Origin of the sequence: Lacrimispora algidixylanolytica (genome assembly GCF_003609635.1) — a bacterium.
Taxonomy (GTDB): Bacteria; Bacillota; Clostridia; order Lachnospirales; family Lachnospiraceae; genus Lacrimispora; species Lacrimispora algidixylanolytica.
Genome location: NZ_MCIA01000012.1, coordinates 46,630 through 61,148, shown reverse-complemented (window position 1 = coordinate 61,148; position 14,519 = coordinate 46,630). Strand labels below are relative to the sequence as shown.

At 34.3% G+C, this 14,519-nt stretch carries 12 protein-coding genes, 2 tRNA genes and 1 riboswitch; of the genes, 12 read left to right on the top strand and 2 right to left on the bottom strand.

Going from position 1 to position 14,519, the window contains the following annotated elements; translation table 11 throughout:
• Positions 1-198: 198 nt before the first annotated feature.
• A complete protein-coding gene (locus BET01_RS09115; RefSeq protein ID WP_120196490.1) occupies positions 199-867 on the bottom strand; it encodes an ECF transporter S component in 669 nt (222 codons plus the stop codon).
• Positions 868-951: 84 nt separating this feature from the next.
• Positions 952-1,068, bottom strand: a riboswitch (FMN riboswitch).
• Between the two features lie 94 nt (positions 1,069-1,162).
• On the opposite strand from BET01_RS09115, the gene BET01_RS09110 reads away from it, so the two are divergent.
• Positions 1,163-1,235, top strand: a tRNA-Ala gene (locus BET01_RS09110).
• Positions 1,236-1,401: 166 nt separating this feature from the next.
• Here BET01_RS09110 and BET01_RS22510 read toward each other — a convergent pair.
• The gene (locus BET01_RS22510) at positions 1,402-1,668 is read right to left on the bottom strand and encodes an IS3 family transposase (RefSeq protein WP_408610157.1); all 267 of its coding nucleotides are present in this window, start codon (positions 1,666-1,668) and stop codon (positions 1,402-1,404) included.
• A 309-nt stretch (positions 1,669-1,977) separates the two neighbouring features.
• Here BET01_RS22510 and dmpI point away from each other — a divergent pair, with 309 nt between their 5' ends.
• The 11 genes from dmpI to BET01_RS09060 all read left to right on the top strand — a co-directional run bounded on the left by dmpI (position 1,978) and on the right by BET01_RS09060 (position 14,331).
• Positions 1,978-2,172, top strand: a complete 195-nt coding sequence (dmpI, locus tag BET01_RS09100; RefSeq protein WP_120196488.1) for a 4-oxalocrotonate tautomerase DmpI — start codon at positions 1,978-1,980, stop codon at positions 2,170-2,172.
• Between the two features lie 80 nt (positions 2,173-2,252).
• Positions 2,253-2,621 (top strand): winged helix-turn-helix transcriptional regulator, encoded by a 369-nt coding sequence (locus BET01_RS09095; RefSeq protein ID WP_120196487.1) that lies wholly within the window; start codon positions 2,253-2,255, stop codon positions 2,619-2,621.
• A 37-nt stretch (positions 2,622-2,658) separates the two neighbouring features.
• Positions 2,659-3,495, top strand: a complete 837-nt coding sequence (locus BET01_RS09090) for a nitroreductase family protein (protein ID WP_120196486.1) — start codon at positions 2,659-2,661, stop codon at positions 3,493-3,495.
• A 98-nt stretch (positions 3,496-3,593) separates the two neighbouring features.
• Positions 3,594-4,658, top strand: coding sequence for an NADH:flavin oxidoreductase (locus BET01_RS09085; RefSeq protein ID WP_120196485.1), 1,065 nt, complete (start codon positions 3,594-3,596; stop codon positions 4,656-4,658).
• Between the two features lie 119 nt (positions 4,659-4,777).
• Positions 4,778-5,842 (top strand): Gfo/Idh/MocA family protein, encoded by a 1,065-nt coding sequence (locus BET01_RS09080; RefSeq protein WP_120196484.1) that lies wholly within the window; start codon positions 4,778-4,780, stop codon positions 5,840-5,842.
• A 25-nt stretch (positions 5,843-5,867) separates the two neighbouring features.
• Positions 5,868-5,945, top strand: coding sequence for a restriction endonuclease (locus tag BET01_RS22505; protein WP_408610158.1), 78 nt, complete (start codon positions 5,868-5,870; stop codon positions 5,943-5,945).
• A gap of 266 nt (positions 5,946-6,211) precedes the next feature.
• A tRNA-Ala gene (locus BET01_RS09075) sits at positions 6,212-6,284 on the top strand.
• Positions 6,285-7,016: 732 nt separating this feature from the next.
• Positions 7,017-8,636 (top strand): hypothetical protein, encoded by a 1,620-nt coding sequence (locus BET01_RS09070; protein ID WP_120196483.1) that lies wholly within the window; start codon positions 7,017-7,019, stop codon positions 8,634-8,636.
• A gap of 209 nt (positions 8,637-8,845) precedes the next feature.
• Positions 8,846-10,666 (top strand): hypothetical protein, encoded by a 1,821-nt coding sequence (locus BET01_RS09065; protein ID WP_120196482.1) that lies wholly within the window; start codon positions 8,846-8,848, stop codon positions 10,664-10,666.
• Between the two features lie 239 nt (positions 10,667-10,905).
• Positions 10,906-11,094, top strand: coding sequence for a hypothetical protein (locus tag BET01_RS21445; protein ID WP_147422803.1), 189 nt, complete (start codon positions 10,906-10,908; stop codon positions 11,092-11,094).
• A 390-nt stretch (positions 11,095-11,484) separates the two neighbouring features.
• Entirely contained in the window at positions 11,485-14,331 is a 2,847-nt protein-coding gene (locus BET01_RS09060) for a P-loop NTPase fold protein (protein ID WP_120196481.1), read from the top strand.
• Positions 14,332-14,519: the final 188 nt, after the last annotated feature.

Here is a 14,519-nt window from a genome sequence, read left to right as displayed (position 1 = left end):
ATTTATTTTGTAATAGTTAAATCTGGTTTTTATGTTTGAAGATAGCTGCATGAGCCATGATAGTGATGACGTGTATATAGTAATTATTAATATCGCTAGGACTTATTGCAGTGTTGATTCTAAAATTCGATCCATCTTGATCTATGCTTTAGATTATCTTTAATTAGATAAAAACAATTATTTAAATATATATTTCGATCAGATAACATTGTTTAATACGAGAATTACCATGGTTATTGTCACTAGAATGACTCCTATAATAAGTGTCATACCTAAACTTAATTTACCAGTCTTATGATTTTCCTCTGAGTGAAAAGTCAAAAGGTTTGATTTTCTCAGTGTTGTAACAAGTGGTTTGTATATAAGCAAGGTCAGAACCGTATTAATTCCACTTTTTAAGAGATTAAATGGAATGATTGCTGGAAGTAAAAGCTTTACAACAGCTTCTCTGGGGTAACCCATATAAATTGGTGTAATCAAGTAATTCCATAAGACCATAATCACTGTCATAAGCAAACAACCAATCACCATACCTACAAATGCACCAGTCATGGAATGACGTTTCTTATAAAGGTAAGCAGCCGGGCAGACAAAAGCTACCGTTGATAGAATGTTCATAATAAGACCAATAATTCCGGTGCTGCTAATTGTAACTAACTCTATAAAGGAAACAATAACGGAAATGACCACCGCAGACATTGGTCCGAAAATAAATCCTCCGGTCAAAATGATAACATCTTTTGGTTCATACTCCAAAAAGGGTGCTACCGGGATAATCGGGATTCTGATGGTAAGAACAGCTACGAAAGCCAACGCACAGAGCATGGCCATAATGGTTAGTTTACTGGTTCTTTTGTTTAAATTCATAATACAATCCTCCTGAAATAAAAGTAACACCTGAAAGTGTGCCCTTCAGGTGTTAATAATAGACAGGTGTATTAGTCCTATTTAACACATCTTCTTTCATCCAGACTTTACTGTCGGTATTGGAGTTACACCAATTCTGCGTGATACACGCTCGCGGACTTTACCGCCGGTCGGGAATTTCACCCTGCCCTGAAGACAACTATATGCAAATGTTCTGGATACATTATACCACTGATTAAAATAATTGCAATATGTAGTTGATTTTTTTTTATTGGTTTGTTATAATAGCCGACATGGGGGTATAGCTCAGCTGGGAGAGCGCTTGAATGGCATTCAAGAGGTCATGGGTTCGAATCCCACTATCTCCACTTAAACGATAAGCCGCAGGCATGAATGCTTGTGGCTTAAATTATAACTTACAGGGACGGGACACTTGGTAAATCAAGAGAGCAAAAAAGGTACATTTTCGTTCTGAGGTGACCCTTTAAAGGTAGACTTTATGGCGAGGTGGATTTTTCCACTTCGCCTATTTCTTTATGCTGCCAAGAGGCAGAGTCTGTATTCTACATGACTCATCCAGCCTAGTTTCTCTTTTATTCTTTGCTCATTGTAATACTTTATGTATTTCTCTATCGATTCTTTCAGTTCATCATAACTATAATAAAATACTCTATAATACATTTCTTGTATCATTATTCTAAAGAAGTTTTCCATGATTGAATTATCATGACAATTCCCTTTTCGAGACATACTCTGAAGGATTCGATTTTTCTGTAAGGTGTGTACATATGCCAGTACCATTATGAACCAGGAAAAAATGCATAACATCGCCCTGATGAGGTATTCCGTCATTTTCTAAAAATGAAGATTGATTTCAAAAGTGAAACTCGATAACAAAACGGGAAGCTAGGAATGCTATTGACCCAATTGCTATGACTTTTGACATTTAGAGTGATAATGCATGTAAAAATTTACGTTTGATCAGACACTCATGCTATCGTGATTAGTCATATAAAATTTCTTTATTTTACCATTGATATTTATTTAATAGCATGCTATTATTTTAGTAGCACAATATCAATATTTTATTTAAGAAAGGAAAAAATATCTATGCCAGTGATTACAATTAAAATGAAAAAAACACAACCTGAAAAGAAAAAAGAATTGATTGAGAAATTGACTTCAGTTGCAGCTGAAGTCACTCATTCTCCATTCAGTGCTTTTACTGTTTTTATTGAAGAATTCGATTCTGATAATATTGGGGTTGGTGGACAACCATTGTCAGAAAAAGTCGCCAATAAATAAAGTGTTTGGCTATCACCGTGCTCATATATGTGCGCGGTGTTTTAAAAAATATTATAGACAACATAAGGAGGATTAAAAATATGACTGTTCCACATCCAGGAAAACCAGTTCGAGGTTCCAAATCAGGACTTCCTATTATGGCGCTTTTTGATCTCTTGGGTAGAAATTGGGCAATGGGTATCATCTGGAATTTACAGGATGATTCCACGACTTTCAGAGAACTTCAACAGCGATGTGAATCTATTTCTCCTGGAATACTAAACAATCGTATTAAGGAGTTAAGGGAAGCTGATATTGTAGAACGTACTATTGAGGGATATCAATTGACCCAACGGGGAAAAGAACTTATGGAATTATTGCGTCCATTTGGTGAGTGGTCGCGTAGTTGGTCAAAAGAAGTATTCAACTATACTAAGCCACTTAACAATCAAAAAAAAGATGATAAGTAGTATATGGATTACATCTTAAAAGAAAGGATGAATATAAATGGGCTTACTTAATGTAAATAAAGAGAAATGCGTTCATTGCGGAATCTGTGCTCAGGTTTGTCCAAAGAATTATATTAAAATGAATAAGGAAAAGTTTCCGGTCGATGCCGGACTTACCTGTATTTCCTGCGGTCACTGTGTTGCAATATGTCCCCAAGCCGCATTAAATCACGTTCAAGCACCGATTCCTGAGCAAGTATTACTTGATGCACCCCCAGTTTTAGATACTGAAACAGCAGAAAGTTTTCTTCGATCTAGACGCTCTGTACGAGTATATAAAGAGGATAAAGTTACTAAAGCTCAAATATTAAAATTGCTGAACATAGCCAGATTAGCCCCATCAGGTAATAATTCACAGGGTGTGCAATACATGGTCGTAAATAATAAAAAAACTTTACGTGCCATTACAAAAGCCACAATTGCCTGGATGGATGAAGCAATTGCCGCCAAAGAAGTATTTGCTGCTAATTTTATTGAAATGTCAGAACATTATCACAAGACTGGCGAAGATGTAATTTTACGAAATGCACCTAGTCTTATATTAGCACTTTCTGATAAAAATTTCACACGCGGTCGTGATAATACTCATTTTGCTCTTGCATATGCTGAATTATTTGCACCAAGTCTGGGATTAGGAACGTGCTGGACAGGGCTTGTGGAAACATGCGCTCGTTCAGGCTATCAGCCCTTACTTCAGTTATTGAACACACCTGATAATTTAACGGTGACAGGTGGAATTATAGTTGGTTATCCCAAATATAGCTTTAGACGACTAGTGAACCGTTCCCCATTAATTGTGACTTGGCACCCATCATGCGATTTAGGTGAATTCTAAATTAAAAGCTTCGTAATAAAACTCTTTTTTTATGTTGTTTTTACCGAGTTACTTAACAGTTGAAAAGATAAAATTAATAAGTAGAGAAGGTAATTACTATGGCTCGTTTGCTTACTTCCTTAAAAATCGGGAATCTGGAACTTAAAAACAGGCTAGTTATGCCTCCTATGGCAACATCAAGAGCAGGATTGCACGGAGAAATAACTACACCTCTTTTACAATATTATGATGAAAAAACACGTGACGGATACTTTGGTATGGTAATTACAGAACATTCTTTTGTTTCAGCAGATGGGAAAATCAGTTTTCATCAAATTTCTTCCGCAGATAATAGTATGATTTCCGGTTTGCGCCAGCTTTCCGATGTCATTCATAACAATGGATGCCCTGTTATTTTACAGTTAAACCATGCGGGAAGTGGTACGAAAGAGGAGTTTATTGGCTCTCAACCCATTGCTCCATCAGTTGTTATAAACCCTTCAAAATCAAATCTAGAGCTTCCATGTGAGCTGAAATGTGATGATATTAAAAGAATCATAAGTGATTTTACCAGTGCAGCTTTACGGGGTAAACAGGCTGGTTTCGATGGAGTTGAAATACATTCCTGTCATGGTTATTTATTAAACCAGTTTTTGTCACCACTTACTAATAAGAGAAACGATAAATATGGAGGCAATATAAAAGGCAGGATTCTTATCCATATTGAAGTATTGAGAGCAATTCGTAATGTTGTTGGTAATAATTTTCCTATTTTATTTCGTCTTGGTGCTACGGACAATATGGATGGCGGACTTAGCTTAGATGATTGTATTACAGTGGCAAAGGAATTAGAAAAGGAAAGTGCTGATATGCTGGATATATCCGGCGGAATGTGTCGCTACACAGTACCAGACTTAGAAAAAGCGGGATATTTTATTAAACAGGCAAAAGCTGTTAAGGATGCTGTTTCAATTCCTGTCATAGTGACTGGAGGTATTAGAACACTAGAACAAGCAGAATCGCTTCTGAAAAATAATGTTTCAGATTTAATTGGTATTGGAAGGCCTGTCTTTAATGACTCCAATTGGGTGAAACAAGCAATGAATAACATTGATTTCGAAACGGATACGCACTCAATGTCCAGTCCTATGTCTTTGCGGCAGAACCAGTTAACGGCAGATTGATGGAGGATTTCAGTGTTACTATGAAGGTGTATTTTTTAGAAACCAAAAGAATAATGGACAATAGTAAAAAGTCCTAGGCTTATTGCAGTTTTGTTATTTAATGATCAAAGGAGGGCCCCATGACTAAAATCAGATATGCTATAATAGGAAATGGATTTCGGGCAATGGCTTTTTTAAGAATAGGCCTTGTTCTATCTGCACAATTTGAAGTAACTTCTGTTTTCTTTCGAAAGAAAGAGAAAGCAGCCGAATTTTCCCAATCCCATTCCGTTCCAACAGCTTTGACCATAAAGGAATGCTTATCTACAAACCCTGATTTTGTGGTGATAGCCATTGGAAGGGCTGGAAATACTGAGATGGTAAAACGGTTAATCCCTTATGGCATCCCAATGTTAGTGGAGACACCGCCTGCCATGAACTTAAATGATCTTCATTCCCTGTGGGACATATCTATAAAACAAGATGCCAAGATTCAGATCGCGGAACAGTATTTTTTACAGCCGCTTTATGAGGCGAAATTAAAGGCTCTAAAAAAAGGAATCTTAGGCGAGGTTCATAACTTATCCATATCCTGGGCTCATGACTATCACGGTGTCAGCTTAATTCGAAGGCTGTTAGGAGTTGGATTCGAAAAAGCCCAAATAAATGGTAAAAACTATCAATTTCCTGTGACGGTCACCGACTCCAGAGATGGAATTAAGACAGAGGGAGAGGTGGTCATGGCTGGCCGGTCAAGATACAGCATAGAATTTGAAAGCGGAAAAGTAGCTTTTTATGATTTCGCGTCTAATGTACAATACCGTTCCAAAATCCGAACCCGTCATCTAAATATACAAGGGGTTCGTGGGGAAATGGATGATGATATTGTACGCAGCTTGACCAAAGATAACCAGCCGTTAGTTCAAACCTTTCAGATTACCCAGGACATTAATACATTGTCCACCTATTCCATTAATCTTGGGGGGGAATGTCTCTACAGGAATCCTTTTGCAAGGGAACGGTTTACGGATGATGAAGTTGCCATGTTACGCTGTCTCCTTGGAATGAAAGAATATCTATTGACTGGTAACAGCTTTTATTCCTTTGCAGAGGGCTGCCAGGATAACTATTTTTTCTTATTGATGCAGGAAGCTCTAAAGCAGCCGCATGTAGCCGTAAAAACAGAAGTTCAACCATGGAATTAAGTAAAGAATATAACATAGCAACCTCATTGATACTTATAACCCAGACTGGGCTGTATTGATTGACAGGGATGGTAAAGATAAGCTTTACTTTATAATTCAGTGAAAATATTTAGTTCGCGTGCGTCCCCATGAAAAAGATGTATAGCTCAGCTGGGAGCGCGAGATGTCCGGTAAACGCCCCCTCAAAGAAGAAGTAGATTTAAAGAAGTAAAATGCTGGAAACCCAGATAAATAAAGGGTTTTCGACCATATGGGGGTATAGCTCAGCTGGGAGCGCGAGATGTCCGGTAAACGACCCCTCAAAGAAGAAGTGGTTTTAAAAAAGTAAAATGCTGGAAACCCAGATAAATAAAGGGTTTTCGACCATACGGGGGTATAGCTCAGCTGGGAGAGCGCTTGAATGGCATTCAAGAGGTCATGGGTTCGAATCCCACTATCTCCACTTAAACAATAAGCCACAGGCATGAAATTCTGTGGCTTAGATTATAACTTATAGGGACGGGACACTTGGTAAATCAAGGGCGAAAAAGGCACATTTTCAAAACTGAAAATGTGCCTTTTTTGCCCTTAATCTAAATTGAACTAACGATTGCATTTTAGAAAACAGTAGATATGTTTTCTTATACGACACATGTTGAAGCGGTGATAATGATGACGTATTGTGGTTTGAACAAGAAAAACAGGGGTTAGACCACAAGATGTTGTGGTTTTTGACTGAAAAATGAGCAAAAAATGGGGCTAAAAAATGCGATTTTTAGCCCCGTTTTTTTGGCTCTTCCACGGATGACATAGGATAGTTAAAGGTAAAATCTGTCTAAAATGCTTTTAGAGATGGGAAAAAGGATGGGTATTGCTTAGCTGGGAGTGGAAAATATCGGGGGTGCGTCTAAAAAGTTTTTTCGCCTCGATTTTTATTTTAGACAGATAATCTTAAAGTTATAGTAAAGTTTTGGCTCTGGAAAGCATGTTAAGATAATTGGTTAAATTTAATGAAATATACTGTTAATATTGGAATGGTATGATATAATTGTTAGTATTAGCTGAGATAATATACGGGTCTAGTGATACTATGAAAAAAGTTGGTTCGTATATGAGTAGTAGTTAAGTGTCTAACTTCTAGGCTTGTAGTAGCAGTCATGGGAAGTGTTGTGATATGTATAAAGGAGAAATATAAATGGATAAAGATTACATATACCAAGCTCCTATTAGAGAGTGGATAGAAAATGATTGGGGTAAAGAAATATTTGTTCCTTTATATGGGAGCAAAAAAGATCAAAATTGGGACATTTTTTTTCAGAGCTATCTTATTCCCATAACTAAAGTATATGAGCAATTAGAAACAGACACTTATGACTTTCATGGTTCTCTATCACCCGGAATTACTGTTTATGGTGCATGGGATTCTGGAGAAGCTATATACCATAAATGGTGTAATGACATCGATATCGAACCAATTGTAATTAAACGCAATTTTAATGGTCTGGCAAATGATAATGTTGAGATTGTTGAAGAATTTAGGTTCCTTTTTAATCTTTATTATAACTCACAAACAAAAGAATATATCGATTTGGAAAATGAAGTAGTTGTTATTAAAGTAGATCATAATAATTGTGTCAATATTCATAAGAAATATCTTAAAAGCTATCTTGCAATTAAAGAAATGGCTATTATCATGCACATAGATAGTCGATGTGTAAAGTGTGACTGTGATGAAGAATTTCCCGATTGTGTATTAGAATATCGTAATGAAGATAATACAGTTTACTATACGTTGAATATTAGAAAATGCCAGAGAGGAATTGGGCAGAAAAATGACTCTATTTTATTTGGTAAAAAGGTTTTATTTGGCTGTGAATTAAAAGACTGCAATATTTGGCCCTATAATGAAGAGAAAAAGTATATTGATTTTATAATAGGAATTGATGATAACGGAAAAGAAATATACCATACCTGTGATCCAAGTAAACTTCAGAATTATTTTGGGGCCAATCCTACTGCACCACATTATTTGACACCAGTATTTTTTGATAGTGCTGTTCTTAATAAATATTATTCTAAACCTGAAATATACAAAGTTGAAGATTGTATTATAAGATGCGGTTCTTTATGGTCGCTGTATATTGATAACCAGAATAAGGGTTATGTTTCGGCATATCTTGGAGACTTAGGGAGAGATTTACCAAGTGAACAAGAACTACACTATTGGCGTGGATTTAACAAAGTAATTGACGGAAAACTAAGTGAAGTTAAATACAAAAGGGATTTTATGGCTCAAGCTACAAATCCCCAGTCGATAGACTTCATTTTCAAAAATACATATTTAAGAGTCAATCGCTTATTCGACAAGAAATTTGGGTGGTCATTATTTTTAGAGCTTGATGAACAAGATTTATATAATTTTGAGGGACTTCGTGTACCTATAAATAATTCTATTGTTGAAATGGATATGCTCATTTTATCTTTAGTTAAGGTTTTATTGGATTCCTTAAATGAAAAAAATATTATAAAGCAATTAACAGGAACATATGAAAAATTGATAGGCAGTATATCAAAATTAGAAGCCTGGTTTCAAGAAAAGCAACTCCCGGACTCTCAAGACCATATAAAGTTCTTAAGAAATTTACAAGAGTTACGTTCTAGCGGAACAGGACATAGGAAAGGAAAAGGTTATAAAAAAATATCGAATGTATTTGATGTACAAAAGGAAAACTATGCGGAAACATTTATAAGCATTTTGGAAAGTGCGATTGCCTTTTTAAATTATGTTGATGATAACTTAGATAAATTAACCTGATTTTTGTTTTTATCTAGTAATATTAATATGTGACTACTGGTATTCACTAAGTGCCTGATAGATATGGTTGTAAAAGTGCAGCTATATTTGTCAGGTATATTTATTTTCGGGGATTGACATATACCATTCTCTGATGTATATTATATTCACATTCGATGTGAATGAAGTTCACAGTGAAAGTGAATAAAGTTAACGGGAGGGGTATTGCAGTGATTATTGAAAAGGAATTGTTAGCATTAAGCGATGTAGCAAAATTTTGTGGGACTAGTAATAGCAACGTTTCAAATTGGAGGAATCGTGATTCAAAGTTCCCTGCTCCATATACTGAGACGTCTGCTGGTCCAATATGGAAAGCGGAGGATATTGTTACATACCTTCAAAAGAAATTCGATGATGAATACGATGTGATCTCAACAGGTAACATGTCTTCAAAGCGCATTGCAATAATTGGACGAGCGCGTGGTGGAAAGTCGTTTTTTAATTCAAGATTCGTATTTGATAGAACAGGCTTTGTTAATTTATTTTGTGGTAATAACAGTGATAAAACTGCTTGCCCGATTTATGTAAAGATCTCTGAGTATATCACATTGGAGAATTATATATTTCATACTGATTTCAATAGTATTTATCAGTCAGATGATGGAGATGACGAGCTTAGGGAATTAAAAGAGAGAGTATCTACTCTGGTTGACCACACCTATTTACAGGATGATATCGAGAAGATGAATGAGATTGAGCGTGTCATTAGGGAAATTAGAACAGTAGAAGAAGGACACCCGAATCGGAAGAACAGTAATACATATATTGACACTTTTCAGAGACCGAGTGTTTTTTGTAAAGAGATTCTCAGAGAGTGTGGCCTTGGGAGTGTTGAGATTGTGGATACGCCAGGCGTTTCTGGTAATATAGAGGCAAACAAAATTGCTAAATCTGATATTTATTTGTTTTTAGTAAAACCGGATAATGGAGATGAGTCACAGACACTACGTAAAGTTGTGACAGAGATTAAAGCAGATGTTGCAACCAGCAAAGTTGTGTTTTTGTATAAGAAAGAAGGTGTCTTTATTACAAAGAAAAAATATGAAGACGCACGATTAGCAATACGTAAAGATATGGCTGCATACAGCGAGTTGTTTAAGGATCTTAAAGGAAACATTATATCTACAGGATTAGATGTATTGGATCCATCAAGCCACTGCATACTTTTTCCAACAATGGATCCGGATGAAATTATTCTTCCAGAAGAACTATTTCTTGAAGATATAAAAGAAAAATTTTTAGAAGCATTCAAACCGGAAGATGAAAGTGGTATAGATAAGGAGTTAAAAAAAATAGTCTCAGAACTTGGGGGACAGGCGGAGGAATTCACTCTTAACATCATGAGGAATATTCCAGCGCACGAACTTGCTGTAGGGGAGATGGATTATTCTGTTGAGCAGGTAATGGCAGAACAACATGATAGAGTTATGACAAAAGATAATTACAGGTTCCATAACGATCTGGACTATGCATATTCTATGGAAAGCAGTAACTTGGATAATTATTTTTCATCTTTTACAGCTGCGGAATATCCAGAGGAATGGCAGCAGATTATTATCAAGTATGTGCATAAAAAACTGACAGCCAGCATTAGAGCAGATCGTGGACTAGGTGTTGGAGCACATCCTTGGGAGGAAAGACCTGCCAGAACAATGTTGATTGAAGAGTCAATTTTAGCGGATAGAATTCTTGCTAATATCCTAGATAAGGACGAGAGGTACAGAAATGAACCGTATAGGAAAGCATTGAGAGATAGTAATATTACCAGTGCGACATGGAATTGTGTAGGGTGTATAAATGATGTTGATGCAATTACTAAGTTGAAAATCGTCAAAGAGTGTCTGATAAATGTAAGAGTGTCATCTCGACAGGAAATGGTTTTGTGTAGATATGTGGGTGGACTTCGTAAAATTGCGGAGTATAAAATTCTTGGAAACATGGGATATACAGAAGATAAGTGCATGGAAGAATTAAAGAAAATTCCATTCTAAATTAATAAGAATAAAAATCAGGAGTATTTTCTCAAAAGGAGATGATACTTCTCTTTTTTATGATTTTTTATTATAGATAAAAAACAATTAAATGAAAAAACCAACATGAACAGTAAAGATTTACAAAACACTTTCTTCTCATAGAACAGATGAATATGATATTGTCGCCGCTTAGCTTTGTAAAACTGGATCAGTCCTGCAACCCAGAGGGTGCGTCCTACACTAGTGAGGTACTAAGAATGTCACAAGATACTCTTGTGGAAACCTATGACACGAAGTATCTGGATGATAGCCTTGAATTCTTAGAGCCACCGGTCATTATGCGGGACGCAATACTGGAAATATTGTACTTGGCATCGTATCACTTGACCTTTAGTCATCTGGTGAGCATTGGGAAACTTCTTTCTAACTCCATAAGGTGTGATTGATCTGGGAGCTAAAAAAATTTCAAAGGAACATTACAGCATTCTGAAAGAGGTCCATATTCCCTTTAATTATAGGTGACAGCTAAGCTCGAGCATTATCATTATAGACTTTAAAAGCATACCCAAAAAGGTCTTGGAGGTGCTCAATGTATGTCATTCGGATTAACTTAGGCTACCATGGATTAGGATAATGGACGTATTCTTACTCTTATCCCTGGAGAGGATTGGTTCTCTGTGATTCAAAAGCAGCTCCATACATTGAAGCTAAATTAAAATTCATTGCATTCTTAAACCGTTTTTTTATAAGTATTAAATATGATATAAAGGATAGAGTGGTGAAAAGGATAAAAGTTTGTTATAATAATTGAATAATGATATTGGGAGTGAGGGAGTATGGATAAGAATATTATAGAAATTTTAAATTTAGAAAAATGCTTTGGTATTTATTTTTCAAATAGACTACAGATATTAATTTGTATTTGCATTTTAGGTATCGGAATAATGGGAGGATTGTATGTTGAGAAGAGAATTGATTTAACTAGATTCAATAAGATTGCAAAAAAAAATTTAGCCTTCATATTTTTTATAATTACAATGGGGATGGTATTACAATTTAGTGGTTTAGAAATATCATTTACTATTAATTATATGCCTGCTTTTGTATTTTGTTTAGTAAGTGTCATAATTGTAGCGTCTTATATTGTTGAAAGTGTTTTATATGTTAACAGCAAAGAGGAGTCAGTTGGTAGAGTCTTTTTATATTTTCATAGTTTAATTTTGGCAGAAGTGTTCTTATTAATGCTCATGAACCGTTTAGATGGTATTGAAATGATTGCAGCGGTAATATTGGCTATTACGTTTAACTGTATTTCTGAATGGATAAAAGGCATTGCAGAAGGGAAGGAAAAAGCAGCTGCAGGTAAATGTGGACAAAGAAAAGATGTTCCAATTATGGATGAAGCGGATTTGTTCTCTAGAAGAAAAACACAATTAAAAAGTTTTTGCCATACTGTGGAGGCTATCGGGAATGATTCCTTTGCAGTCATGATATCAGGTGTGTGGGGGAGTGGAAAAAGTAGTTTTATTAATGTTTTTGAAAAAAAGATTCAAAATGCTGAATTTGTTTGGGTGGAAGGCGGCTTTAAAGCAAAACCAAGAAAAATGTTGGAAGATATTGCAAAACAAATAGAAGATATATTTGAAAAAAACCGAATATGTATAAAAAGGAATATTTTTATACGTTCATATTTTAATAAAGCAGCTGATATGATAGAGGGAACGGGAAATGAATTTGCAGCAAATCTTATTAGGACTATTTTTGAAGACAATGAATCTGGATATAAGGAAAAAAAGGATTTATTAAATCAAAAATTAGAGGTATTTTACGGATTAACTAAGAAAAAAATATATATCATAGTAGATAATTTGGATCGACTAAATCCAAAAGAAAGAGAGAAAATTTTTGAAGTTATACGTGAGTGTGTATGTTTGAAAAATTGTGTAACTATTTTTTTAGTAGATTATAAAGCTTTTCAGACTAAATATCTTAATAAAAACTTTATTGAAAAATATATAAATTATCATATAGAATTATATGCCTTATCATTTCAAGAAATTTATATTGATATTTCTAATTCATTTTTGAATGATGATTTTAAGCTGGGAAAAAATTTGGATTTTTGTAATTTGATTGATGAAATGAAAAATAAGTTTTTAAATTATTATCAAAACATTAATAAACGCATAGAAAGTGATTTGGAAAATAATATAAATAATTTACATGTTGATAACATTAGTAAAGAAAGTGAATTAGAAATAAATAAAAGAATAAGAAAATTACAAGCCACCGTGAGCCAGGTACATCAGCGAACCGGAAATCCAAGGAAAATTAGACGTTTTATGCAGGATATAGAAAATGTGTTAACAGTTGTATTCCATAATTGGTTTTCTAATCCTGAATACCAAAAAAATGAATTCACAAAAGGTAATTGGACTGTTGATATCTTTGAAATTTCATTTTTAAAGTGTTTTTTGAATGAAGAGTATGAAAAGTTGGTTAATACAGGTAATTTTCAAATATATGAAATGGTGAAGGAGAATGATATAACTTCTGTAGTACTTTCTAATTATAGTATGGATTCAAATGAAATTGAAAAAGGACTTTTGGATCTGTTGGTTTTTAAATTGTATGCAATTGATTTGACTTTTGATAAGAGTAGGCATCAAATTATTATTAATGATCTTGAAAAAAAAGACCTTAAAGAAAATTATTTAATTGATTACATACAAGAAGGGATTAGTTTTACGAAAAATTTAAATTATTATGAAGTGGTGTTAGAATATCTTAAAAAGAACCAATTTCGAGATAATAGAAATAGAGTTGAGGCAATAAAGGCATTGATCTCTAATGTTACTATGGCTCCAATTATTCATGATACTAATCTTGAATCAGTGCATCATGAGATTAAAAAAATTATTAGTGAGACAGTAGAAAATAAAAAAATCTTAGATAAAGATTTGCTTTTTATAAAAAACGAGGTACAAAGCATAGAGAAGCAAGCAATTTTCTATGGGTATGCAAATTTAAAAAGTGTTCTAAAACTGATGTTTAAAGATATTGATAATTACTTTCCTGAATATGTATATAGCGTAGATACATATAGCGATAATATATTAAAACTTCTTTATAAATATCCTTTGGAGGGGTTTGTAAAAGGAAATAGCAACGCAGAAACTTTAATTAACTTTATTTCAATGGTGAAAAAAGAATTTTGCCAACCACAGTATTTCGATATCAAAGAAGTTGTATTTCATATTTTGGATCAAGCACTCTACTCATATAATATTTTAAGAATATGGGAAGAAAAAAAAGTTTTAGAGTCTTTTGATAGAGGTTATTTTAACTTAACAAATCTGTCTATAGAAAGAGAGACATGGAGCAGTAAAGATTCATGGAATATTGCATGTGATTATTTGGATAAATTAATAGATAACAATATAGAAAAAGAGGCGATACCAACACTTGTAACGGAGTTCATGTTTCAAACAGAAAGAAGAGTTTTAGAGGCAGATCCATTATTTGATAATATTGAAATAGAAGTAGCAAAAAAAATGAATGCTTTATTTTTTCATGTAGAACAGAAAATTCCTGATGTACGAGAAAAACAAGGAGATAATTGGCTCTGGAACACGATTAGGATTTATAAGATTAAGGAATATGCAAAGGAGAGGTTGAAGTAATATTTCATCAATATATAATAAAGATGGTCACGGGCGTAGTCCTTAGCGTTATGTAATCTTGATAAATAGGTTATGAGTACAATAGAGGGCAATAAAGAGAAGTTCATTGTCCAGTTGGCCGGGAATAATAACGCTACGTCAAGACCCAATCACGCCTTAAATGATATATAAATATTAAAAGATAACAC